Annotated in this window: 19 protein-coding genes and 2 pseudogenes; 3 read left to right on the plus strand and 18 right to left on the minus strand. The window is 49.1% G+C overall.

All coding sequences use genetic code 11. The features are described 5' to 3' along the window. Window positions 1-28: 28 nt before the first annotated feature. The 3 genes from V4U84_RS02880 to V4U84_RS02890 form a co-directional block, all read right to left on the minus strand. The gene (locus V4U84_RS02880; RefSeq protein WP_334073256.1) at window positions 29-1,561 is read right to left on the minus strand and encodes an extracellular solute-binding protein; all 1,533 of its coding nucleotides are present in this window, start codon (window positions 1,559-1,561) and stop codon (window positions 29-31) included. Between the two features lie 83 nt (window positions 1,562-1,644). Continuing rightward, window positions 1,645-2,529, minus strand: a complete 885-nt coding sequence (locus V4U84_RS02885; protein WP_334073257.1) for a carbohydrate ABC transporter permease — start codon at window positions 2,527-2,529, stop codon at window positions 1,645-1,647. A gap of 9 nt (window positions 2,530-2,538) precedes the next feature. Beyond that, on the minus strand, window positions 2,539-3,477 hold the full coding sequence (locus V4U84_RS02890) for an ABC transporter permease (RefSeq protein ID WP_334073258.1): 939 nt from the start codon (window positions 3,475-3,477) through the stop codon (window positions 2,539-2,541). A gap of 259 nt (window positions 3,478-3,736) precedes the next feature. On the opposite strand from V4U84_RS02890, the gene V4U84_RS02895 reads away from it, so the two are divergent. Then, complete coding sequence (locus V4U84_RS02895; RefSeq protein WP_334076756.1) at window positions 3,737-6,055, plus strand: AraC family transcriptional regulator; 2,319 nt, start codon at window positions 3,737-3,739, stop codon at window positions 6,053-6,055. A 26-nt stretch (window positions 6,056-6,081) separates the two neighbouring features. Here V4U84_RS02895 and V4U84_RS02900 read toward each other — a convergent pair. Then, a pseudogene (locus V4U84_RS02900) lies at window positions 6,082-6,174 on the minus strand (hypothetical protein); the annotation flags it as partial. Between the two features lie 343 nt (window positions 6,175-6,517). On the opposite strand from V4U84_RS02900, the gene V4U84_RS02905 reads away from it, so the two are divergent. After that, complete coding sequence (locus tag V4U84_RS02905; protein ID WP_334073260.1) at window positions 6,518-7,420, plus strand: IS1595 family transposase; 903 nt, start codon at window positions 6,518-6,520, stop codon at window positions 7,418-7,420. 369 nt (window positions 7,421-7,789) lie between these two features. Here V4U84_RS02905 and V4U84_RS02910 read toward each other — a convergent pair whose 3' ends face one another. Genes V4U84_RS02910 through V4U84_RS02930 form a run of 5 tightly spaced genes read right to left on the minus strand, consistent with a single transcriptional unit; the run spans window position 7,790 to window position 12,761 of the window. Beyond that, window positions 7,790-8,614 carry an ABC transporter ATP-binding protein gene (locus tag V4U84_RS02910; protein WP_334073261.1) on the minus strand — a complete coding sequence of 275 codons (825 nt, stop codon included), beginning with the start codon at window positions 8,612-8,614 and terminating at the stop codon, window positions 7,790-7,792. Further along, the gene (locus V4U84_RS02915; protein ID WP_334073262.1) at window positions 8,559-9,413 is read right to left on the minus strand and encodes an ABC transporter ATP-binding protein; all 855 of its coding nucleotides are present in this window, start codon (window positions 9,411-9,413) and stop codon (window positions 8,559-8,561) included. Before V4U84_RS02915 ends, V4U84_RS02910 begins: the two co-directional genes overlap by 56 nt. Beyond that, window positions 9,413-10,216 (minus strand): ABC transporter permease, encoded by an 804-nt coding sequence (locus tag V4U84_RS02920; protein ID WP_334073263.1) that lies wholly within the window; start codon window positions 10,214-10,216, stop codon window positions 9,413-9,415. Before V4U84_RS02920 ends, V4U84_RS02915 begins: the two co-directional genes overlap by 1 nt. Continuing rightward, window positions 10,213-11,160: an ABC transporter permease gene (locus tag V4U84_RS02925; protein WP_334073264.1), complete on the minus strand. Its 948-nt coding sequence runs from the start codon at window positions 11,158-11,160 to the stop codon at window positions 10,213-10,215. The genes V4U84_RS02920 and V4U84_RS02925 overlap by 4 nt, the downstream gene beginning before the upstream one ends. After that, window positions 11,160-12,761 (minus strand): ABC transporter substrate-binding protein, encoded by a 1,602-nt coding sequence (locus V4U84_RS02930; protein ID WP_334073265.1) that lies wholly within the window; start codon window positions 12,759-12,761, stop codon window positions 11,160-11,162. Before V4U84_RS02930 ends, V4U84_RS02925 begins: the two co-directional genes overlap by 1 nt. A gap of 152 nt (window positions 12,762-12,913) precedes the next feature. Here V4U84_RS02930 and V4U84_RS02935 point away from each other — a divergent pair, with 152 nt between their 5' ends. Then, entirely contained in the window at window positions 12,914-13,669 is a 756-nt protein-coding gene (locus V4U84_RS02935; RefSeq protein ID WP_334073266.1) for a class I SAM-dependent methyltransferase, read from the plus strand. 80 nt (window positions 13,670-13,749) lie between these two features. On the opposite strand, the gene V4U84_RS02940 is transcribed toward V4U84_RS02935, so the two are convergent. The 9 genes and pseudogenes from V4U84_RS02940 to V4U84_RS02980 all read right to left on the minus strand — a co-directional run bounded on the left by V4U84_RS02940 (window position 13,750) and on the right by V4U84_RS02980 (window position 25,312). Next, on the minus strand, window positions 13,750-14,526 hold the full coding sequence (locus V4U84_RS02940) for an NAD-dependent epimerase/dehydratase family protein (RefSeq protein ID WP_334073267.1): 777 nt from the start codon (window positions 14,524-14,526) through the stop codon (window positions 13,750-13,752). Window positions 14,527-14,639: 113 nt separating this feature from the next. Next, window positions 14,640-15,926, minus strand: a complete 1,287-nt coding sequence (locus tag V4U84_RS02945) for an MFS transporter (protein ID WP_334073268.1) — start codon at window positions 15,924-15,926, stop codon at window positions 14,640-14,642. 288 nt (window positions 15,927-16,214) lie between these two features. Further along, a pseudogene (locus tag V4U84_RS02950) lies at window positions 16,215-16,490 on the minus strand (GNAT family N-acetyltransferase); the annotation flags it as partial. After that, window positions 16,487-16,831 (minus strand): Asp23/Gls24 family envelope stress response protein, encoded by a 345-nt coding sequence (locus V4U84_RS02955; RefSeq protein WP_334073269.1) that lies wholly within the window; start codon window positions 16,829-16,831, stop codon window positions 16,487-16,489. The gene V4U84_RS02955 and the pseudogene V4U84_RS02950, both read right to left, overlap by 4 nt. Window positions 16,832-16,993: 162 nt before the next feature. Beyond that, window positions 16,994-17,560 (minus strand): TetR/AcrR family transcriptional regulator, encoded by a 567-nt coding sequence (locus tag V4U84_RS02960; RefSeq protein WP_334073382.1) that lies wholly within the window; start codon window positions 17,558-17,560, stop codon window positions 16,994-16,996. Window positions 17,561-17,735: 175 nt separating this feature from the next. Further along, window positions 17,736-19,166 (minus strand): glycoside hydrolase family 32 protein, encoded by a 1,431-nt coding sequence (locus V4U84_RS02965; protein WP_334073270.1) that lies wholly within the window; start codon window positions 19,164-19,166, stop codon window positions 17,736-17,738. Further along, the gene (locus V4U84_RS02970; RefSeq protein WP_334073271.1) at window positions 19,163-20,827 is read right to left on the minus strand and encodes a glycoside hydrolase family 172 protein; all 1,665 of its coding nucleotides are present in this window, start codon (window positions 20,825-20,827) and stop codon (window positions 19,163-19,165) included. The genes V4U84_RS02965 and V4U84_RS02970 overlap by 4 nt, the downstream gene beginning before the upstream one ends. 1 nt (window position 20,828) lies before the next feature. Then, window positions 20,829-23,114 carry a GH32 C-terminal domain-containing protein gene (locus tag V4U84_RS02975; RefSeq protein ID WP_334073272.1) on the minus strand — a complete coding sequence of 762 codons (2,286 nt, stop codon included), beginning with the start codon at window positions 23,112-23,114 and terminating at the stop codon, window positions 20,829-20,831. Beyond that, window positions 23,111-25,312 carry a PfkB family carbohydrate kinase gene (locus tag V4U84_RS02980; protein WP_334073273.1) on the minus strand — a complete coding sequence of 734 codons (2,202 nt, stop codon included), beginning with the start codon at window positions 25,310-25,312 and terminating at the stop codon, window positions 23,111-23,113. Before V4U84_RS02980 ends, V4U84_RS02975 begins: the two co-directional genes overlap by 4 nt. Window positions 25,313-25,341: the final 29 nt, after the last annotated feature.

The following is a 25,341-nucleotide window of genomic DNA, read 5'->3' on the forward strand; positions in this document are numbered from 1 at the left end:
GATACCTCTTTCCGTCTTTCAATGATTGTTATTTACCGGATGTAACGGCGTTGATTTGCGCTTGAATTTCATCGATCACTTTTTGTCCGCCGAGGCTCGCCATTTTTTCCTCCAGCATCGCCTTGCCTTCATCCGCAGGCAGCAAGCCTTGACTAAGCGGCAGGAAGAGCGAATCGTGAAGCGGCGTAATTTTGGCATACTCCGTCTTCACCTTTTCAGCGTTAAAGCTGAAGCCTGCCGTCGGACTAAGCGTGAAATTAGCCGGGTCGGCGGAGAAGTCGAACCACTTCTTGTCATCCGGCATCATCGTATCCGGCGTGCGGTTCAGCGTTGGCCGCCAGGTCAACACAAAGCCCGGGAACGAATAGTTGGACAGCACCTTATAGCTCGTATCGCCGACAGGCTCCCAATCCTTGCCTTGAATGCCGTATTCCATCAAATCGTGGTTTTCCTTAATGGACAACCAATTGACTACGTCCAGAGCCAAATCGCTGTGCTTGGATGAAGCCGGAATGCAAAGGAAGTTCCATTGCTGGAAAGCGGTATACGGCTTAGCCTTATCACCGTTTGGAACGAAAACCTCAAGCTTGTCGCTGCCGTCCTTCAGCATATCCGAATATTTCAATCCCTCCACACCGTCAGCCGCATAATAGGTTGCGGCATATTTGCCCTGTTTGAACAGTGTTTCGGCATTTTGCTCCTGCGCGATATTTTTGGAAATTATGCCATCCTTATAGTATTTAGTGACGCGTTCATAACCATCGGCAATCATCGGGCTTGCCCATTGACCGACAACTTTCTTGTCCTTGGTTGAATAGGCGAACATGCTGACGCCGATTTCCAGCACTTCATCGAGCGCCAGATTAGCGGATTCACTCAGGATAAACGGAAGTTTATCGGCTTTGATGCCATTAATGACGAAGGGTCTGACATCCTTCTCGTTTTCCTTGACCGTATACAAAAATTTCTCCAGATCTTCGAGTGTTTTCAACTCGGGAAGCCCGTATTTCTCGCGCAAATCTTTGCGGATAAGCAGGCCGTATACCGGGCCTTGGGTGGTTCCGAGCGGAATGCCCATAATTTTGCCGTCGAATTTGTTATAATCCCACATTTCATCAGGAATGGACGCTTTGAGCTCCGGACGCTCGGCCACCATGGCATCCAGTTCCAGCAAAGAATTGCTGGCGATCATCTGATTCATGGACAACCATGGGGCATCCAAATACATATCGAAGTCTTCCCCGGCAGACATCTTCACAGATACCGCATTCCCGTAATCGGACCACGGCAAGAAATTGATATTCAAAGCCGCTCCGACGTTGTCCGCTTTCAATTTGTCGTTGACCGCCTGCAGCACATCGTCAAAGCCCGCCGGCTTATCCCCCGGAAAATAAGCCTTCAGCGTCACCGTTTCCTTCGGTGCGGATGTAGCGCTTTCCGTATTCGTTGGAGAATTTCCTTTATTGCCGCCAGTCTCCGTTTTGCCTCCGCAGCCCGCCAGCATCAATGACAAAGCCAATACTGTGGTCGTCACCGCGCCAAACCATTTTTTCAATCTCATTTCTTTAACCTCCCTTTATATAATGAAGAAAAAAAGTATCTATGATTAACCGGGCTGATCCGGTTAATGCCGGAAATCCTCGATTACCCTTTCACAGCTCCTACCGTTAGACCTTTGACAAAATACTTCTGAAGCAAGGGATACAGCAAGACAATCGGGCCGATTGTCAGTACGGTTGTCGCCATCCGCACGCCATAGGTTGGTGGCGTCACGGCAATGGCCGCCGAGGCGGGAATGAGATTTCTGGCGGCCTCCATATTGGATACCATCCGGCGCAGAATCAATTGCAGCGGGAACAGCTTCTCATTATCCACGAACATCAATCCCATAAACCAGTCATTCCAGTAGTTCAGGGCATAAAAGAGACCGACGGAAGCCAGAATCGGCTTCGAGATCGGTATCATAATTTGAAAGAAAATTCTCATCTCATTTGCTCCATCAATTCTTGCGGCTTCCTCCAATTCCTCGGGAATTGTACGGAAGAAACTGACAAGCAAAAAGACGAGGAACGGCTGGCATAATAATGTTAAAATTAGCACCCAAACGGTATTCTGCAAATGCAGCCACTGACTGACCACAATATAAAACGGAATGATGCCTCCGGAAAAAAGCATAGGCAAATAGCAAAAAATCAGAAAAGGCGTTTGCAGGACATTCCGCTTGTTGGCCAGAGAATAGCCAAGCATTGCGGAAATGCACAAGGCGCTTAATGCGCCTACCGCGGTGATAAAAATTGTGACCGCGTAGCCGTTCAGCAGCACATCCGATTGCAAAACCGCTTTATAAGCGTCCAGTGATAATTTTTGCGGAAATAAAGTATACCCGTGCGCAATCAGTTCCCCCTCGTCCGTAAACGATCCGATAATCATCAGCAGAAAAGGAAACAGACAAAATAAGGTGAACAATAAAATGAACGTATAGGCAAATACTGTAAAAGTTTGATCCGCAGCACTCTGTTTCTGTCTCATCGTTACCTCCTAGAATAAAGCGGATTCTTTAGACACCCGTCGGGTTACCCAGTTGGCGGCAATGACGAAGATCAGACCCATAACCGACTGGAACAGGCCAACCGCCGAAGACATGCCGAAGTCGTGCAACTGTCTCATGGAGCGGAATACAAAGGTGTCGATGACATCGGTAGTCGGATACAGCAAGGAATTGTCTCCAATGATGGCATAGATCATGGCAAAGTCCCCGTTGAAAATCTTGCCTACGGCCAGCAAAGTCATGATCATAACAGTTGGAACGAGCAGCGGCAGCGTAATGCGCAACACAATCTGCAGCTTAGATGCCCCGTCTATCCGGGCAGCCTCGTACAAATCCTCCGATATGCCGGTAATCGCGGCCAGAAAAATAATCGAAAGATAACCGGCTCCTTGCCACACGCGGATAACCGTCAGTATGAAAGGCCACAGCTTCGACTCAAACATCCAGTTGACCGGTTCCAAGCCGAAATTTTGCAGCCAAGTATTGATCATCGGCTCTTCCCCGCCGAACAAGGATTGGACAATCATTCCTACCACAATCCAGGACATAAAATAAGGAAGAAAAATAAAAGACTGCGAAATTCGTTTGAAATACTTATTGCGAATTTCATTGAACATTAGCGCGATTAATACAGCAGCCGCCGTAGTAAACAAAATGAACAGCATGTTCAGCATCAGCGTGTTGCGCAGTATCACCCAGAAGTCATCCGAAGTAAAAAAATAGTTGAAGTTTTTTAATCCGACCCATTCGCTTCCCGTAATTCCTTTGGCAAAATTATAGTCCTTGAAGGCAATTATAATCCCGTATATGGGAAAATAACTGAACACGAGAAAGAACAGCAGCCCCGGCACGGCCATAGCATAGAGAAAAGGATTACGAACAATATGCTTCAGCTTGGACCGTTTCCTTGCATTAAGTTGATATTGCATAGTTTTACTTCCCCCTTTCATCGAAACAGGCAATCGCATCTGCGTCCCGTTATTTATACCGTTACCTTACCGAGCTCTCACCGCAACGGCAATTCCGGCAAGCTCCAATTTTTCCTGCAAGCGCAGATTTACGAACTTCCCAAAAACAACACTACCCTCGAAAATAACCGATTCTGCAGACAGGAATGCTCGTTATGCTATAATTAATAATCTAAAAATGATAAGAATCGGAAGTTATAATAACGGGGGATTCAGAGCAATGAAGTTCAGACTTCCACTTTTCACATCGCTGAAGCGGCATCCTACTTATATGAAACTTATTTTTTATTTTGTCAGTGCAAACGTTCTGGTTCTGGCTGTATCTTTCGCGCTGCTCTATGGGCAGTCTTCCCAGACGCTTCTGGAAGAGATCGGCGATCATTCCGAATCCTTGCTAGTGAACGGTGCCCGGAACACAGCGCGACTGATGGAATGGTCTTTGGAATTCAGCTTCTCCTCCAGCGATGACAGTACCCTCAAGGTAAATGCCCTTTCGGATCAATACAGCGATTTTGAAACTTATAAGGTATGGAGACGGCTTATCGAAATCAAGAACGCCAATCCGTCTATCGATTCGGTATACCTAATCAACGATTACACAAATACTGTAGTAGATTCCAGACTTGGATTGAGTGATGCGGAAGCTTTTTACGACCAGGACATTATTAAGCGCTTGCAGGATCCGGCTACAGCGGACCACAGCGTTCTCATTCCGAGAACCTTGTCCATTCCGCTTGTCGGCATTAAGGCCAAAGAGGTGATTAGCATCGTAAGATTTTACGAAAAAGGCAGTTCCATCTCGGCTTTCGTTCTGAATATAGATACTGATAATTTAATGACCTTGCTTCAGAACAATTCGAATTATGCGAACAGGTCGGTCACTGTTCTGAATGATCGGGATAAGACGGTTTTTAGCAGCATTCCTTTGAATCAGGAACAAATTGCGGAGCTCAGGAGCCAAGGGAATAAGGGCGAAAGCGGATGGAAGCTGTTTCAGCCCCGCAATCAGGAAGAGCAACTGATGGTTTACGCAAGCTCCTCCATCAAAGGAATTCAAGATTGGACCTTTATCGAAACTATACCGAAGTCGGTCATTTTGGGAAAAATCACTGTTCTTCGCAACACAAGCATGATCTTGTTCCTCATTCTGTTCGTAGCATCATTGACCGTTATCGTTCTGATTTCCAAACGGGTCTACTCGCCTATTCAAGAACTGATTAGCAGAGTGATGCGGCAGCATCAAGCGGAAAGGCCCGGCGAAGGATTTAGCGCAAATGAACTTGACTACTTATCCAATGTGTTTACAGCCCAACACAAGCAGATCTATGAACTGACCGAGCACTGGCGGCATACTAAAATTCTGGGTAAAGAGCGGTTTTTACGGGATTTTCTGGGGGGTATCTACCATACGGCAGAGGAAATATGTTCTCAATTCCAAGAATGGGGAATTGCTCTGCCGGAAGATCAGCTGTCGGTGGCCATCTTTCGGATCGACCACTTCTCGGAATTTACGGAGGCCTACCCGGAGAAGGACCGGCGTCTACTCCGATTTGCAATGTCCAATATTATCCAAGAGTCGCTGCAATTTTCCAAGCACAAGCTGCAAACGGTGGACATGGGGAACGATCACGTGGCGGTTGTCTTATCCGCTCCAATGTCCGAAGAATATGCAAAGAAGCTGCAAGTATCTATGCAATTAATGGAGCAGTATTTGTCCATCGGCACGACCGTCGCTTGGGGTAGGACGTTGCCCAGTCTGACCGACATGCATGAGGTATATATGGAGACGTATGAACTAACGCACGAACGGTTCCGATTCGGGCACGGAGCGCTCATCATAAAAGCATGGCTGGCCGACGCGCCAGGAGAACTGTATCATTTGCCTGTGGACAAAGAGCGGCAGATCGCTCAGGCTCTTTCCAAGGGTAACGTGGATACGGTTCTGGAAATCATACGCTCAGCCGTGGTCAAGCTGCGGGGACTGCCCTATTTTGAATGCAAAATGTCGTTGATTACCTTGTTTATGGACATACGCCGGCTTATGCAGGAGCACTCCAGTCAGACGTTGCCCCATTCATGGGGGCTGACTTCCATCGAGAATCAGATCATACAGCAGGAGACGATGGAAAACGTAGTGCCATGGATGGAAGCTCTGATAACCAAGACGCTTGAAGACATTGAGGCTGCCCGCAGTCTGTCCAAAAACGCGGCCCTGATCGAGCAGGCGGACCAGTTCATTGAAGAACAATTAACCGATTCGAACTTGTCCGCAAAAATGCTGGCCGACCATTTGGGTCTGTCCGTGAATTATTTCCGCAGTTTGTATAAAGCGGAGACAAACCAGTCGATTACGGAGAAGATATCGGAGAAGCGCCTAAATTACATTTGTCAGGAGTTGCTTGCCTCCGACTCGCCAATTGAGCCGATCATCCAAAAATACGGCTTTTCGTCGCTTAACACGTTTTATTCCATCTTCAAAAAGGTGTATGGAATGACGCCAGCCCAATATCGGAGGATGCATAAGAATGGAAATTGTTGATAGTGGGATTTAATGTAAATTTCTGTAAACATGCCGCCTGCTCCGTTGGTTTCCTGACCGATCACATGACGAAGCGGAATCGTTTCGTCTTTAATACGAGCATCCAATAGTCCTACACTTAACTTTCGCAGCATAAAAATTGGCAAGTAAGCCTTGAAGTAATGGACAAAGCGGCAATCCAATTCTGGAGTTGACGCTCATAACCGAGATCAGTGCTTGACGAAATAAATTATGACTTTGACACTATAGTGTTCGTGTCTTGGTGTCCCCGCCTGCTGCCTTTGCAAGATTATCCCTTTCGTTCAGGGGCAGAGGTTGGGAGCTAAGGTAAATGGATAAATCGAAATAAGAAAAAAATGAGGCGGTTCAGGTGAGATTTTCGGCTTGATATAGGAACGCATGTTCGATATAATGAAGTAAAACGAACACGCGTTTTAAATCTTGATTCGGGGGCGAGTGAACATGGAGGTCAATGCGGGAAGGGAACTTCAACCATTCAGCAGCCGTTATAACAGCGAACAGGCTTGCATGGAGGCGCTGATCGCGATGAAGTGGCCAAACGGCTTCGTCTGCCCGCGCTGCGCTCACACCCGGTGCAGCCGTCTGACTTCCCGACGAATCCCCTTGTTCGAGTGCGGAAAGTGCGCGCATCAAACGTCGGCTTTGGTCGGCACGATTTTTGAACGAACACATCTGCCCCTGCTCAAGTGGTTCGAGTCCCTGGATTTATTCCTACTTGAGGGCGGCATCTCGGCGATGCGACTGAGCCAGGTGATCGAGGTCACATACAAAACCGCCTGGTTGATGCTGCACAAAATACGCCATGCCGTCGGGGAGTTCGATGCCCAGGAGCTGCTCTGCGGAGATGTGAAGGTGAACAGCGATCTGTATGGGCGTAACCCATCCCGGTGTCAGTTTCCGCATCCGTATGCTTTGGCGGTAGTAGCGGGATGCACGGTAAGGGAGTCGGGCGAGCCGGAGCAGGTCAAAATCCGCCTGATACCGTATAAGAGAGGAGACGGGAAAAGGGCAAACCGTCTCGAACTCGCCGCGTTCATCAACAGGCATGTAAATGTTAGTACATCAGCGGTACAATCGTTCCCTCTATCCTATCGGCTGTATGCGCCCTTGCGAAAAGTGGTGAGAGAGGCGTGGGAATCGCTGAAGAATACGTATGGAGCCTTGGGACTGAAGCATCTGCAGGCTTACCTAAACGAGTTTACCGGACGCCGCTGGCTGCGCTTGCCCAGAGCGGAAGAAACGATTCGGCAGAAGTTGCTGCAGATGTGTGTGGCGATACCGACGCTTCCCTACCATCGGCTTATCGCGCGCCAACTGAATCAGCCCCTTGCGGCTGTAGCCTGATCGAGACGCTGGAGTAGAGGGGATTAGTTTGATGCGGATCAACTTGATGGGTGTGGGTTAGCATGAACAGTGCGGGCGTTGCTGCAGACGGAAAGGTTCAGGCTGCAGCAAAATCACGGTCTTTTCGTTTCCCCCCGCATCTTGTCCTTCATCTACCGTCCGGTCTGCTTCACTTCTCCTAAATTTGCTTCCTTCTCCTAAGATCGTCTTAAGACCGTCTCATTATCTCGAACCTATCTGTTTCCCACCAAATACTTACTTCTCTCGAGCTTGTCTATTCTCTTCTACCTGATCAAACGGGATAATCGTGCAAAGCGCCCGGACGGTGGATGTTGATCTGCTGGCCAACCCACCGGCCTTTCTATGTTCTCAAGCTTTCAACGCCCTTCCGCATTCTCTTACCATAATCGGTTGAGGGCCCGGCTCTTTCCATATCATCCACTTGGCTTCAAGCATTTCAGTTGATTTAAGCAACTCGATCGTATAGGCGTCTCGCACGCTCTCATTATGGAGGTCGGAAGTAGGAAATTGCTCGATCTTTTTCCCGTCTTTCATCACTAAAATATCTTGGCACAGTCCGGGAACAAGCGAGAGATCATGGGTAATGAACAAAAGAGACAACCCTTGTTCCCGCTGAATGGACTTAAGGAGTTCTATGATCCGCTGTTGCAACACGATATCAAGGTTCGAGACGATTTCATCACAGATCAATAGTTTGGGATGAACGATCAGCGCTTTAGCCAGGCAGGCTCTTTGATACTGGCCTCCACTTAATTTATCTGGCCGGTATCTAAGAAGGTCCTCACGAAGCCCCACTTTGTCCAAATACTCTAAAATTCGCTTTTTACGCTCCACTCTATTCAAGGTTGTAAAGTTCTTTAACGGTTCTTCCAGACACTGAAACAAGCTCATCGCCGGGTTTAATGTTGAGGCAGTATTTTGAAAAACGATCTGAATATCGCGATACCATTCTTTATACGCTTTTATTCCTTTGTGGGGCAGGTGTTGCCCATTAAATATAATTTGCCCCGATGTCGGTTGTTTTAAGGCCATGATCAGTTGGGCTAGCGTGGATTTGCCGCTGCCGCTCTCGCCTACGATGGCTAAAGATTCCCCGTCTTCTATCACAAAATGGATGTCATTCAGAATTTGCCTTCCATTCATTTCTTTGAATAGCTGCTGAACTTGAAGCATTGGGGCCGGCACCTCCTTTGCTAAGGAGCTTTTGCGATCGATACCTGCATAATTGCTTGGTATATTCATGCTCGGGTTGTCCTAATATTCGCTCTGTGCTTCCCTGCTCTATGATTTCTCCGTCACGCATCACCCCGATCGTATCCGCAAGATAACTTGCCAGGAGTATATCGTGCGTAATAAACAACATACTCATGTTCAGCTCCAATATCAGATGATGCAATAAGGAGATGACTTCAGCCTGGGTGGTGACATCAAGCGCGCTCGTCGGCTCATCGGCGATGACGACTTCAGGCTTTAACAGAAGCGCCATCGCAATCATGACACGTTGATTCATTCCGCCGCTCAGCTCATGAGAATAACTTTTCATCACATGCGCCGTATCGTTCAAGAGCACTTGAGACAGCATCTTTTCCGCTTGTTGCTCAGCCTCATGCCTCGATACCGGTAAATGACTAAGCATAAGATCACCTAATTGTCTGCCAATCGAGAGCGCTGGATGTAACGCTTGTTCAGGGTGCTGAAAAATGACGCCCACCTGTTTCCCCCTGATTTTGCGCCAGTCCCTTTGGGATAAACGATTCAGGTTTTTGCCGCGCAACAGGATATCGCCCGACATTTGCAGATCTGCAGGCAGCATTCCTAAAATAGCTTTGCTTGTTAACGTCTTGCCGCTTCCGCTTTCTCCCAATAAGCAGTATGTTTTCCCCGGCTCCAAACAAAAACTGCTGTTGTTTACAAGCGGCCGACCATTTGCGTTTCTAATACTCAGATTATTTATTTCTACTGCGGAATCCATTACTTTCCCCTCCTAAGCCGTTCGCCAACAATCTGGAACGAACAGGCTGTCAGAAAAATCATAAAGCCTGGGAAAAACCCCATCCATGGCGCAACTTGCAAATAATTTTTCCCATCCAACAACATCACACCCCATTCGGGTGAAGGCGGCTGCGCGCCAATTCCTAAGAAGGACAACCCGGATAAAGTCAAGATCACCTTGCTTACATCCAGAATCAGCATGGTTCCAAGCTGCGGGGCGATATTGGGTACCATATGACGTATTATCGTTCTCATGCCAAAAGAACCGCTTACCCTGCTGGCGATAATATACGGCTCCTTTTTTACATCATGGATCAAACCGCGAATTAATCTTACGTACTTGGCCCACCAGGAAAGAATCACCGCAAAATACACATTCTCCATGCCAAAACCGAGAAAGCCAACCACCACAATGGTGAGCAGGACATTCGGCAAGGCCGTAAAAATATCCGTCACACTCATCATCAACATGTCAAGTTTATTCCCCCAAAAAGCACTCAGTGCACCAACGAACAGTCCGATCAACATGACAACGCCGAGAACGATGAAAACGGGGAACACCGAGTCGCCGATCCCGTGAATCACCCGGCTTAACAAATCTCTTCCCAGATAATCCGTTCCAAACGGATGAGAGAGGCTTGGGGGAAGGAGCTTTGCTTGATGATTGGTTTGGAACGGGTCATAAGGTGATATCCATGATGCGCTCAGTCCGGCAATAAGAAGAGCCACAATTAACAACAAAGCTGTTGTTGGAAGTTTATTCGCCCGAACGAGATTCATCATAGTTCCCACCTCTGTTTGTCAAGATGAACACGCGGATCGGCCAAAAAATAAAGGATATCGCTCACAAAGTTAAACCCGAATATAAAAGCGGCCACCAGCAGCGCGCTTCCCTGAATGACGGGAAAATCACGGCGGTAAATGGCCTCGAGCATATACTTGCTGAACCCCGGAAAACTAAAAATCGTTTCCGTGATGATCGAGGCTCCAAAAAAGCTCGGCAAGCTGGTCGTGATTAACGTCAGGATCGGGATGAACATGGCGCGGAATAAATAAGCCGGATAAAAGATAGCGGGCCGCAAACCTCTGGCTTTTGCCGCCTCAATATAAGAGAATTTACTGTACTGTACGGTGTATGAGCGTACCATCCGAATGAAGTAAACGCTTTGGACCAGGGAAATCGCCGTTACCGGGAGCACATAATGCTGTACGGAAGAGCTTCCGACGATCGGAAGAATCGGCCAGATCACACCGAAAGCATACATGAGAAGAATAGCAAGCCAATATAAAGGGATCGACAACCCTAAAATGGTTACCGAATAAACCACGCGATCCGGAATCGAGCCTGCATTTAACCCTGACCAAATTCCTGCCGGTATTGAAACAGTCACCGTAAGCAAAAAAGAGCCTGCGATCAGTGTGAACGTCGGTTCTAAACGGTTCATGATTTCGTGTAACACCGGTTCGCCGGACATAAAAGAATTTCCCAGTTCTCCTTGGAATATCTGAAAAACCCAAGCCATGTATTGCTGAATAAACGATTGATCAAGCCCCCATTGCGCCTGCAAATGAGCCACTAATGATCGTTCCGGCACCGCCCCGATGTTTAGCAGCATCATCGACGCCGGATCCCCCGGCGCCAGACGCATAAGTGTGAAGAGGAACAATGAAAACAGGACAAACGTAAGCACTAACATCAACAGACGATGGGTAATGGAACGCAGCATTATTGGGCTTCCTTCTTCAAGTGATGCCACTTTAAAGGATCGTCTTCTATGGCATTGAAAGTAAAGCCGGTAAGTTCGCGCGTATGAACAAAGGTTTGCTTGGCGTAGTAGATTGGCACCGACATCGCTTCCTCGTACATGCGAAGAAACACTTGGTCAAATAGCGCCTGCTGCTTCTCTACCGAGACGGTGGAAGCAATCTGATTCAGCAGGTCCGATAATGGACGGTCTTGATAAGCGACCCCCGGCGCGGATGGCGAACTATAGAATAGAGAAGACAGGAATCGATACGGCAACTGCGCATCCGTATAAGTCCGATACATAAGCAGGTCATAATCCTTGCTGCTCCATAACGTATCATAGTAAGCTGCCCGTTCCTGATTCACGATGTCCACTTGGATGCCGATCTGCTTCATGTTGTCCTGAAAAATTTCCGCCATCTCTTTCCACTCCGGATATTCTTCCGTTTGAATCACCAATCGCAACTGCAGGACTTGTCCGTCTTTTTCATAAAGCTGCTTTTTCTCATTCCATTTGTAACCCGCGGCTTCGATCAATTGTTTTGCCTTCTCCGGATTATAAGGGTAGAACGGCTGGTTATCGTCCGTGACAAAGGCGACTTCTTCTTGAAACAACCCTTTGACCGGTTCACCGCTTCCATCTGCAAATTTACTCGTATCATTTCCGTAATTGATCGCCTGGCGTATATTTTTATCCGCTAGAGCCGCATTATTTTGATTGATGACCAAAAAATAGGACATCGTACTGGTTCCCGTTTCCACCACATACTTGTCGTTATTTTGAAAAACAATTAGACTTTCCGCCGGAATATTGCCAACTTCCCCACCTGCAAGATCCACCTCTCCGGATTGCAGCGCAAGCACCCTTGCCTGCGGATCAGTAATGACTTTAAAGACAAGCGAATACTCCGATGGTTCCTCTAACCAATAATGCTCATTTGCAACCAGAACCGTCTCGACTCCTTGCTGATAGCTGCCTATTTTCCAAGGCCCCGTGCCGATCGCTTGGTGAAAGGCTCCATTCACATCTCCCGCAGGAGTCACCGCGGTTGGACTCATAATCCGAAAAGGCCTCGCCTGACTAAGCTCATACAAAACTTGAGTTGCGGTTTCTTTAAACGTAAGTACGACGGTGTTGTCATCAGGGGTTTCTATTTTTTTCAGCAAACGGGATATTTCAAGCGTAGCGTTCTCTTCTCTGCCGACCGCCCGCTCCAAAGAAAACTTAACGGCCGCTGAATTCAATGGACTGTCGTCCGAAAATTTCACTTGTTTTCTTAGCTGAAAAGTATAGGTCTTTCCGTCATCGGAGATTTCCCATGATTCGGCCAAGCTGGGGGCGATCTTGCCTTCCCCTTCATATTCCACCAGCGCATCATATACAGCGGCATGCACATGGCGTGTTCCATTGAAGGTCGCGGCATCCAGTTTATCCCCTTCAGCATCCTGGGTTACCGCTACAACGATTTGTTTGTCCGCTTCTTGACCGGAACCGGAAACCGTGCTTTTGGCTTGTGAGCACCCCACAAGCAACAACAACGTCAAAACGGCGGCAACAATGAAACCATATCTGCTAAACATCCCTACTCCTCCTACTTCTTCTCCCTTGATGTTGGTGATTAAACTGCTGCAATGTTCATGACCACTTGCAAACGGAATAATCTTTGTATATTATTAATCGTAATTATTACGATTTGCAACATATTTTTTTGGGATGAAGGAGACGAGGATTAATGAGTGAGCATAAACTTGCAGAGCAATATCGGGATTATTGGGACAAAGGGGCCGCCGTGTATGATGAAATCGTTAATACCGAATTTGCAACGAATACATATGATCAATGGAACGCGATCCTGAGTGGTCTTTTATCCGGAAAACGGAATTTAAAGATCCTGGATGTTGGAACGGGGCCCGGATTTTTTGCGGTTTTGCTTAGCCGGATGGGGCACCTGGTTACCGCCATTGATTCCTCGCCTGAAATGGTGGCTAGAGCTAGGCAAAATGCGCAAAAATACAACTGCAATATCAGGATTATGGAGACAGATATCATCGAATATAAAACCGAAGAAACCTTTGATGTCATCATTTCCAGGAATGTCACTTGGTTCCTATACAATCCTGTTACGGCTTATCAAAATTGGCATGGGATGCTTAACGACGGGGGCCAAGTTATTATTTTCGACGCAAATTGGAATTTGTTTTTGAGCCATCCCCAGGAGGCAGAGCTTTTCAGAAAAGCCAAGGAGGAGGCGATGGAGCAAGGTTACTTGCCGTACCGTGAAGAGAAAGACATCGAGGAAGGAGATCAACTGGCGCTTACCTTGCCGTTAACCTACGTAAGAAGACCTGGATGGGACAGCGAAATGCTTAAGTTTATTGGCTTTACTAAAATCCAAATCCATGAAGGATTCGATGCTGAATTTTATAGTCCAGGAGAAAAAATCCTAAACCGCCACCGGCCCATGTTTGCGATCGTTGCCGAAAAATAGACGCCTTGCGGCGTCTATCAAACATTTGGAATATATAAGGAGTTTGAAAAAATGACGGATCGAGGCGGCGGAATGGCGGGCTACGGTTGCTGTCCCCCCTGATAGGCCGTTTCATCCCGGCTCACCTTGCGTCCCGCTGCCTTGGCTAGCTCAAGCAACTTTGTTGCGTCATCCTGAGGTTTATATCCGATCAGTTCCTCCAGATAATCTATGTTGTAGTAGTTATCGCTATTGGCGGAGGTGCCGTACAGATTCAAATACTTCAGTTCGTCACCAGCTTCAATGCAGCAAACGATCAGTTGAAGCATATCACGCTCGGATATCCAGATATGCCCTGCACGTTCGGAATGGGGCCGATCGTCCCCCGGAAAGTTGCCGATGCGAATATTGAACGAAGATATCTTCCCTTGGTCAGAATAAAGCCGGCCCAGCAGTTCGATATAGCATTTGCTGAGCCCGTAAAAGCTATCCGGACGGTACGGATCGTCGGGATCAACCTTCTCGTCCGTCTTGTAAAAACCGGTCGCATGATTGGAACTGGCGAATACAATGCGGCGGACGCCATTTTGCACCGCCGCCTCAAATAATTTATATGCACCGCTCACATTTCCAGCCAACACCTTGCCGAGAAAATCCCCGTTGTCCTTGATCCAGGCAAAATGGAGCACCGTATCAATTCCTTGCGTCAGCTCTGCCAGCCGCGCTTCATCCGCGATATCCGCATGCACAATGCCTTGCTCATCGTCCGCCTGTATATCCGCTCCGACAATGTCGTACCGATTATCGTTTTGCAGCCCCTTGTAAAGTACATTCCCTATTGTACCCGCCGCTCCCGTTATTAATAGTTTGCGTTTCATTCGTTCTCCCCCTTCCCCCTTGTGGCGTATTCTTGCGTCACGCGATTGCTGTGGTGTTAGTTATTACCCGTTGGGAGAAGGAAATATGCAAATCGTCACACCTTAAACCATTTTCAAATCACTGTGTCCTTGACAGTTGGATGATCCACTTGTGCACTTTCCTGAAAATCCCTCCGATAGAACCACCCGATCAAGACAGCAATTGTCGTCATAGCCGCAGCCAGCAGATACACCTGTACCATTCCAAAGCGGTCTGCATACCAACCTAGAAACAACAAAGATAAGCCAAAGCCAAGGTTCGTAAGCACGTCAATTCCTGCCATCACTTTTGGGAGTTGAGCCGCCGGAGCACTTGTTTGCAGCAAGGTACGGCGAATAATTCCGGCCATTTGCACCGGTAATCCCGAGACGGCAAAAAGAACAAGCGCAGCGGCCGGAATCGTATTGAGAGCAAACACTACCGTAATCAGCACATACACGAACAATGCTCCCAGCATGTACAAATAACTGTTCTTTTGCAACCGTTTGACCAAGCCAACAACAACCAGCCCGCCCAGAATCATGCCGGAGAAAAAAGAGGCATTCATAAACCCCCACCAGCTTGCATCCTTATGCAGCACCTGAGTTACATACGCCAGAATAAATACACCAAGCCAGGAGGTTCCCCCAATGGTGTCTATACTGTCCACGATCATCAGAGAACGAATGCGGCGGTTATGCCAAATAATCCGCCAACCTTCCCCAAGTTCTTTCCAATGGGAGCCCTTTGATTCGGCTGCTGCTGCCGGCTGAGTAGCGAGGATTGGAGATTCGGAACCTGATGCCTGATAATCCAGCGGATCACGAATGAACGAAGTGACAGTTGCAGCCAACAAATAGCAACAGGATGCGATCAAAAGCGTACTCAGTGAACCGAGCCAGGCTACAACAATCCCGCTGAGCGCCCATCCTGCACATTTAACTACTTGATCACTGACGGCTACAAAGCCGTTCGCGCGCATGAGTCCCTCACCGCTTGCCAAGCGTGGGACAAGTGTATTTCGTGCCGGGTTGGTCCAGCCGTCCAGAAAGGACATGCCAAACACCATCACAAAAATGAAAAGTAACGATCCTTGCCCAGGCTTGGTCCACAAGTAAAGAAGCAGCAGTGTAAAAATGACAAACTGCCCAAGTTGGGAGAACAGCAAAATCCGCGTGAGCCTGAATCGACTGAGAATTACAGGTGCAACCAGCCCGCTAACCACTTGGGCAGACAAACGGAACAACGGAATCAAAGTGGTCTGCATTAGAGAATTGCTTGAGCTGAACACCAATACCGTTATACTCAACATGTAGATAATATCTGCAACATTGGAGATCGTCTGAGACCCCCACAGATAATAAAAAGGCCGCTTGATCAAAAAAATTCCCCTTTTCTTTTGTCAAGTTTAATATATTCTATATAAACCCTTAATTTACCTTCTTTTATTTATAAAGGAAATTTAATATTATCTGGAGTACCGTCTAAGATTTCGTCACCCCATATCATAAGCAATAACCTATGTCCTCAGCCAGACAAAAAGGCTCGTAATTGCCTTGGCAACTACGAACCCTGTATTTCATTCCCTCACGAACACGAGGGGCGAGTACCGCTTTAATCTGGGGAAATCCTTCTTCGTCTACGGAACCGAGAAAACCACCATGTCCGGTGTTACCATGCTCAGGCGTCTCAACACCCGGACCGGATAACATGTGATCATTCCTAATGTCTGTCCGTTGACCCTTGCCTCAAAGGCATATTGATGACTGAAGCGATTCTCCCTCCCCTTCCACAGCTTGCGGAAAGTGCCGGAAACGATGCTCTTCTTCTCGGACCCGGCTAATGTGTACGCCATATATTCCAACGCCATTTGATTAAGCCTGGCGCCGACCGCCGACCGGGCATCGGCCTTTTGGATGGTGGTTGCATTTTCTATCAAGATCATTTGACGGATACCCCCACAATAGTTACATTGATGGAGACGATGCTTAATCCGGTAAATTTCTCAACGGCCTCCAGAACATTAGATTGCAGTATCTTGCAGACTTCCGGCATTTTCAACCGGTGTTGGACAGTTACGCATAAGTGAACATCCAGTCCCCTGTCCGTTTCCTTTAACTCGATTCCATTTTGTATACTGTTTCCGCCTAACCAATTCGTGATATTCTCGACAACTCCGGTTGACGTGCATATGATACCGCTAGTCGCGTTTGCTGCTATGCCAACGATCTTGGCGATTATTTGTTTTGAAATATTGATTTTTCCCATCGCATTTTGAATGAACATGCACATCCCCACTTTTCACGATTTGTTGAAAACAAATTGATGGTCTTTCACCATAAAACGATAGTGAAATTTATCTTTTGATATTAAATTATATCATTATTGGGCGTCAGTCAACTTTCTCCCTAAGGGGGACCGCCAGCAATACGTAGAAAAAATTGACTTTTAATGTCTCTTAAATCCGTGATAAAACGTATCCACAACCAAGGCAGCTGCGGAATTTTTGGCAATATCCCCGTCTATGACCTGCTGCCAAGTCAGGAACAGAAGTGAATACAGGACATTGACAATCCAGTTTTTGTCTACATTCTGGCGAAAATACCCCTTCTGCTGCAGCAAACCGATCGCACGCAGCACAGGCTCCCGTAATTTCTGATCCTCTTCCTCAATCTCCCGATTATAATTGACGGTAGCGTCATGGGCCAGAAAATAAATTTTGTCCCCGAGTGGTATCAACGCTTCAATCAGCTCCGGAATGAAGGTTTCACAGTTCTCTTCATCCAGCCGAATCTCTTTCATCTTCTCGCTGACGACCTCAATCGCACGAAGCCCCAAGTAAATCATCAATTGTTCCCGGCTCTCAACATACCGGTGCAGCGTTGCGATACCGATTCCGGCGGATTCGGCAATTTCGTGCATGGAAGCATTCGGCTTCTTGATTAAGAGCTTGGTCGCTTCATCCAAAATAGTGTTCAGCCGCGTCTGCTTGATTGACGTCAGTTCTTTTTTCATCATGTTACACCTCTTAATGAGCAATGTACGGATCTGATTTGGAGATTGATCACTTGATAGTATAGCATATCGACTATCTATACTAACCATCAGAAAATACATATTATGCTCCCTTTAGCTAAGCTTCTTGACGCAAAACAGCCCGGATCGTTTATTTACCGATCCGGGCTGTTTTTTACCTCACCAATCTGGCATCAATCCGTACTTCGTCGAATCGGGCATGCCCCTGATTGACAAACAAGCCTAGCTTGCCTCGAGGGATGTCATACATTCTTGCACTCAACGATATGTTCTCATCTACGTAAATTTCGCAAATCGATCCGTCTATGAACACTTTGATATCGTAAGAACGATCAGGAATAAGTTCAATCTGACGTTCCAGTTCTACCTCATAAGGGAATGTTTTTCCGCCTTCTTCCGACTGCATAATCGCCCCCCGGAAGGTAAGGCGATTCCGTTGCGGTTCCAGGGTAACGTAATAGGCCTCATCCAACTTATCTTCCGTTCGGAGCATCAATCCTACCCCTTGAGTCTCCCGGGAGAAGGAGACGCTGGCGGAAATCTTGCATTGATCAGGGAGCTCTTCGCGGCTCGTGCAGCCGGCAAAGCCATATGGCGAGGCGCACGAGAGCGCCTGATCCGCAATGTTCCAATCCCCCGCAATGCCTTGGAATTGCAACGGGAGCGGATTCCTAAATGCCTCATCGACCGTATCCGGCACTTTTACGCCGAGAGTACCGTCCGGTCGCTGAACGATTTCATGGACGATCAAGTTCCCGCCCCAATCCCACGTATTGTAGTCCTTGCCTCGGGATTTAGGCGGATTCCAACCGAACAAATCATCGTTTTTCATTGGGTTCCAACCGAACAAATAACGTTTTTGCCCGTCGGACACGGATTTGGCCGCATAGAAGGCCCTCCCGTCGAAGGTGTCCTCCCGGGGAGTCAGCCAAGGACCTTCCAGGGAACGACTCATCCGGTAAAAGGTTGCGAATCGCCCGGTATAGGAGGAGTAAATCAAATACCACCAATCCCCGATCCGAAACAAATCGGGGCATTCGTGGGCCCCTACGTGCAAATTCGGCGCGTACAGAGGTTCGCGGTACTCCCAAGTTTTAAGGTCCTTGGATGACAGCAGCGCGGTACATCCTTTCCGGTTGGTCAGCCCTTTCGCCATCGCCGCAAGCAGCATCCAGTATTGGCCTTCCTCTTCATTCCAGAACACGAAAGGGTCGCGCCAATCGGACAGCTCATAGGTGCGGTTGTCAGCGGCAAAGGTATCTTCGGGGATGGGTTCCCAGGTCTTCAAGTCACGGCTGATCGCATGGCATACCAGTTGCTTCCCCGGGGGAAATATACAGTAGAACATATGATAAATACCGTTCACTTTCAGAACATGGCCGGTTCCACCTTCAATCTTGCAGGCTCCATCTTCCCGATAATCGACGAAATCCTTCGTTCCGACAAGATACCAGCCATGGTCAAGCCCCTCCCGGTAATTCTCCCGCCAGCCATGGAGATAGAACAACTTAAACTCTCCGTCCTCATAATAGGGAATCACGTCCCCTACCCAGGCGTTCTCCGGCCGATAGAAAAATCCCCTCATCTTCCTTCCTCCCCGAGTTTCAAGTGGTCTAAGCGTTCATTCAACGGAACAGGCATATACGCATCGCTTGTCCCCCGCTCCTGGTACCAGTAAACGGTAGCGGCATACAAACTGTGGTTATTGGGCCCCCAATGATTCCCTTTATATTTCTCGATAAATCCTTCAAAAGAGTTCATGAAGGGAACATTGTCGCAAATGTGGAAGCGGTTGACCGAGGTGTGTCCGTTCGCATCCGTTTCGATAAACGGCTGACTGGCGTAAGCACTGTCGAACATCGGGAAAGGCGGTTCGGCCGCCCAGGCATAACCGATATAGTCCTCGCTGCCCGTTCCGAACGTGGACGGAAAAGATTCGCTATCCACGAAAAATTTTTCGTCTCCTTCTCCCCACCACCAGTCGATCGTTTTTCGATCCCATCGCCCGTACCACCAGGTTTCGGCCTCCTCAGCCGGTTTCACCCAGGTATTGTTTAAGTGCAGATGGACGCCGCAAAATCTCCCCCGGCTTTTCGTCAGCAGCAAAGGCCAATCCGGCCAGCGATCCCCGTCTTCCTTGAAGCGCTCCGCATCCAGATCCAGATATTGATCCTGGTGCCATTTTGCATGAAAACGCAGAAGATTTTCCGCATGAGACTTAGGTAGAGGTGTGTACCGGATATCCGCCTCAAACGCGCATGCGTCCGTTCCCTCATTTTCAATTTCAATCCTCGCGCCTTCCGAAAATGGCATGTACCAATAACTGTACATTTCAATCTCGTTCATCCCCAAGGGCAGTGAGCGGTAGGGTTTGATCCCAGGCGCGCCGCCAAAGAAATCCCCCAGCGGGGCCCATACCGAAGGAGCTGCTTCATGGTCCCATTTCATCGATATGGTTAATTGTCTGGCCAACATCCGCTGCTGTTCCTCACTCTTTCGTCCAAGGTTAGTTCTGATCCGGATCATGGAAATCGCGCCGGCCCCTTGGTGATCAAACAGCACCGCTTTACCGCCTGACGGTACGGATACCGTAACGCTCTCGTCAGTTGGCCCTTCCGCTTTCAAGAAAGAACGGTTTCCCCTTTGCTGCAGTACTCGGTCTGCTTCAGCCAATGCAATGGCCGAAGCCTTATCGAAGCTGCCGTCAAAGGACGGCACCCTAACCCCGGCTGGGAAGACGGTATAGGTGATATGGTAGTAAGAGCCCCACCCTTTATCCAGCAGCACTTTACAATGTTGCTGAAAAGGGATAGGAATAAAGCAGTTTCTTCCGCGGGATAACGTAGGCGACAGATTCGGAAAATTGGCTGGCGGCCCTTCCCGGTTAAATTTTTCGAAATAATCCCGAAAGGGCTGATCCATCACAGGGGTATCCGCGTGATCTATAAAAATCCGGATATGGCCCTCTTCGGGAAGCGCAGACCAGACTCTCCAGATCACCCCGGGTCCGTCGAGTTCCATGGCAACGATGCTGTCCCCTTCCTTGCGAATAAAGCCTCCCCCGTCATCATTGGCTCCCCAGTTCTCGTACAGGCCTGTCTCGGCATTATAAGTCGAGCTTCGGTCAAAACTTGAGAAGCATCCCGATTTCTCGCCGGCCTGCGGCGGCACCGCCAGCGCCTCGAGATCGTATAATCGCTTCACGAGGTCTTGATAGGAATAAGACTGTGGTTCCGTTGGATTCATGTCAGGCGCTCCCTTCTCCCCAGATCGGCTTCATATCCCATACTTCCAGCGACGTTACAGTCAAATTGCCGTCCCCCCAGACCTCAAGCCCCATAGCATCCTTACGGCTCGGATATACCCGGGTCGTCAGGCTTTTCAATCCGTTGGCATAGGCTTCGACCATGGAACGGTCCAAATAAATGTGCAGCTTTAGATTCTCACCCGGCAGCTCCAGCTTACCGCCCTGGATCCCTCCGCATCTTTCCCCCGGATGCTGCGTCGTTTTCGTCCGGTCGACCAAGAGCATCAATTGGTTCGCATCATAATACAGCAGCGTTTCTTCTTCCCCGTCCGGGGTGCGCCGGACCTTGATTCCGAATTGTCGGGCGCAGCCCGGCTCGATTTCCAATTGAATTTCAAGCATATCGCCTTGAACCTCCCGGAGCCGTGCATTCGCCTCGGCGAGTGACTTGTCCCGAAGCGATAGCCGCTTCTCCCCGCGCAGTGATTGCAATTCCTCAATGGGTTCGATCCCCAATCGTCCGTCATCCCGCAAATATACACTGAGCGGCAACCCTCCGTTATGGGCCCAACCCGATTGATATTCCAGTTCGGGCGTCCGGTCGCCTTGGGCGATTGTAAAGATGATCTTTCTGCCGGTCCTCGGATCCACCATTCCGCTCGGGCCGGTAAAGTGGAAATCACCAACGTCAATCAATTGAGGTTCCTCTTGATCAGGAACAAATGTAAGATTTTGCTTGTCTAGCTGCCCGATCCAATAGAACACCTCGACATCCGCCCCCTCTCCCACAGGGCTGACCAGCAGAAGATGTTTGTCTGCCCCCTGTCGGTCGCTGCCAAGCGGAAGCAGCACGGGGAGCTCCCAGATCGGGCCAAGGTAAGGAAACTTCTGAATATCCGCTTTAAAAAGAGGGCCTTTATATGTCCAATTCAGCATATCCCGGGACGCAAAAGCCAGCGCCGCTCCTCCTTCGCCCTCCATCCCGGACCCGACCAAAGCATACCAGCCGTCATCGTCCTTCCAAACAAATGGATCTCGGAAGTCGCCGAATGCGCCCATGCCCTTTTCCTGCACGATGAGCGGCTCCGGATGTTTGACCCAACGAACCAGATCCGTGTCTCCATCCCGGGAATAAGTGCTTCGGGCCAGCGCCACGCTCTGATTCGGCGAAGCGCTGTCATTACCCGCCGTAAAAAACAAAACTGGCAGGCCGTCCGCATCATAGGTCGCGCTTCCCGACCAGATCCCGTCCGGTGCAAGCCCATCCTTCTCCGGCGCGAGCGCCACAGGAAGGTCACGCCAATGCACCAGATCTTCACTTACCCAATGTCCCCAATGGATATGATGAAAGAAAGGTCCAAGCGGGTTATGCTGATAGAATAAATGATATTTACCTTCAAAATAAATCGGCGCATGGGGTTCGTTCATCCAATGGGCAGGCGGGCTGAGATGATATTGCGGTCTGTGCCGGTCCGACAGCAGAGGCGTCCGATCCAGCTTGATCTGATCGTATTTTAATGGCGGCCGGACTCCTCCATGGGCGGTGTCCAGTACTTCCCGGTAAGCGGATGCAACCTCTTCCTCACTCAAGGACCGGTTGTAAATCTTAAGCTCATCGAGGATTCCGCTAAACATGTGCAAGCTGAATGCTCTCGCCAGCCCGCTGCTATGATTGTTTTTGCCGATGAGCAGATCCGTGTCCACAGCCTCAACCAAGCGGGAACCGGGCGGCAAGGCAGTCGAAGCGATTTCGCTGCCGTTCAAATAAAGCCTCATTTCTCCCTGGTTCCCATCAAAGACCGCGCTTACGTAAGACCATTCATTTTTGGGCAGTTCACAGCCGTCCAGCGACCAAATCTCCGCCCAGGTTCCTCCTTCAAGCCCAACTTGAAAAGACCACGATCCGTGACGAAACATACCCAGCAAATAGCCCTGCTTGCGGTCCATGTTGTAACGGTTCACGATGGATGCCAATTTGCCCCCTTCCCCCCATTCATAAGAACGAGGCGCCACCCATACTCCGATACTTAGGGCCGACAGATATTCCGGCGTATCTCCCTCTTTGAACAGATGGGCAATATAAGTCGAGTAACCGTCAAACAGAAGTCCGCCGCCCAATACACCCTGGCTCCACTGCGGATCGCGCGGTTCCGTAAACTCCGCCTTCTTAAATACATATTGAATATCATCCCGAGTTTGGGATAGGCTCTCCAAAGCTTTTGCTCCGGTTCCTTCATCAAAGGCCCAGTGCATCATCAGCCCCCGATTGTCGGATACTTGGCTCACGCGTCATTCCCCCTTGAAGTCAACTCGACGGTACCACCAGGAATGGGAACGGATTTCAGCGTATGGATATGAAGTGAGTCCAAAACAACCTGCCCCGAATTCACGCTTATACGAACGCTCTCAATCGGAGCGTCAGGAAAAATCTGATCCGTCAGTGCAACCTTTCCTTCATTCGCATATACTTCAACCGCATTGCGATCCAGCCAGATATGAAGTTTGATCTTTCCATTGTCCGGTACCACTCTGGCGCCATGCTCGCAAGCGAACGACGGGTGAAAATCGGTCAGGCCCGAGTTCGAGCGGTCAATGTATAGCCACTGGCGCTCAGCATCATATCCGATCCTCGTTTCGCTCTTCCCGGAGGATTTCAATTGGATGTGGACTCCGTTCCCGGTCCGGATATCAATGTCCGCTTCAATTTCCAGCAGATCTTCGTTCGTCTGGAGCGTAAACGACGCCTCCGGCTTTACCGTGACATTATCCCAGCTCATGGATGCTTTGCGCAGTTGCTCGACTTCCCGTACCGGCATTTGCGTCAGCACCACGCCCTCGTCACAGCTCGTCAACGACAAGACGCGAGGCAGCGTCATTGCGCCTCTCCAGGCTCCGGTGGGCGTCTCGTTGGCATATTTCCAGTTGCTCATCCATCCGATGATCACCCGGCGCCCGTCTTGCTCAGGCATATCCGACCAGGTCACCCCCGCATAGTTGTCTCGTCCATAATCCAGCCACAAGATATGATCCGCTGGATTGTCATTGATGAATGTATTTCCGTCGAACTCGCCGATAAAATACTGCGTTCGCGATCCTTCCGGAGCGGAAGGATGATCCCCAATGCTGATGATTAGCACCCATTTGGACCGCCCGCTGTCATCGATTGGCAATTCAAAGAGATCAGGGCATTCCCACACACCGTCATGCGATCCCTCCCCTCTGCCGAATTGGCCGGTCAGCTCCCATTCGAGTAAGTTATTCGACCCATAAAAACGAGCGTGGTCTCCCGCCACAATCACCATCACCCACCGCTCACTTTGCGAATGCCAGAACACTTTCGGATCGCGAAAATCGATCAGATCATCCTCGGCGAGAACCGGGTTCCCCTCATATTTGTGCCAAGTTCGGCCTTTGTCGCTGCTGTAAGCCAAGCTTTGCCGCTGGCGTGGCTGCCCGGTTTTCGGAGAAGTGTCCGCATGGGTAAAGATGGCGACCAGCCCATGAGAACCATCAAACAGTCCGCTACTGTTATTCCAGTCCACCACGCAACAGCCGGAGAAAATGGCCCCGTACTCATCCGGGAACAAAGCGATTGGCATGTGCTTCCAACGGATCAGATCCGGGCTCACCGCATGTCCCCAATGCATCGGCCCCCACTTGTTACTAAAGGGATGATGCTGATAAAACAGATGATATTCTTCTTCGTAATAAACTAATCCGTTCGGATCGTTCATCCAATGAGATGGAGTTGAATAATGAAACCCTGGTCTAAATCTATCATCATAGTGCTGCCTGTTTGACTCGATCATCTTGTTAATTTCATCTGTCGTTGGCATAAACTGAAGAGCTCCCTTCCGTGTCGTGACAATCGATCCGCCGGCATTGGCAAATGTCAGTATGCTGATGAGTTGCTGTTTTTCTAGCAGATGCAGTGATACTTTGCTTTCCAAAATCTTAAATAATAAACAGCCTAAAAAAGCGTCGCCGGCTCCCGTTGTATCGATGGTTTTTACCCGGAAACCAGGCACATATCCATCCTTATCCGCCAATCGGAAATAGCAGCCTTTTTCCGCCAAAGTAACAACGATCAAGGCAATGCCGAAATGTTGTTGTATCTCTATCGATCCTGTTTCCACATCGGTCGTACCGGTAATAAAGCCTCCCGGCTTCCGATAGAAGCTGAACGACCGGTCTCCGTCTTCTTGCAAATGAACGAAGGCCAGCGTTGTATTGGCTTCGTCCGTAAACGAAAGCGCGGATACGTCAACCCCGCTGTTAAGCAAAGTATGGTGCAGCAACGATCCGAAATGATCCTCCCCAACCTTGCTAACGATACCCGCTCTGGCTCCTAAACGGGACAGCGCAGCCGCTACGTTTGCCGGAGCGCCTCCGGGATTGCAAGTAAACTGCCCGTTACCTTCCGCTGTTTGGCCTGCTGGAGTAAAGTCGATCAATACTTCTCCGATGGTCATTACATCTAGCACAGTTTCTCCCCACCTATCCATATTAGTTG

This window comes from Paenibacillus sanfengchensis (assembly GCF_036864765.1).
Lineage (GTDB): Bacteria > Bacillota > Bacilli > Paenibacillales > Paenibacillaceae > Fontibacillus > Fontibacillus sanfengchensis.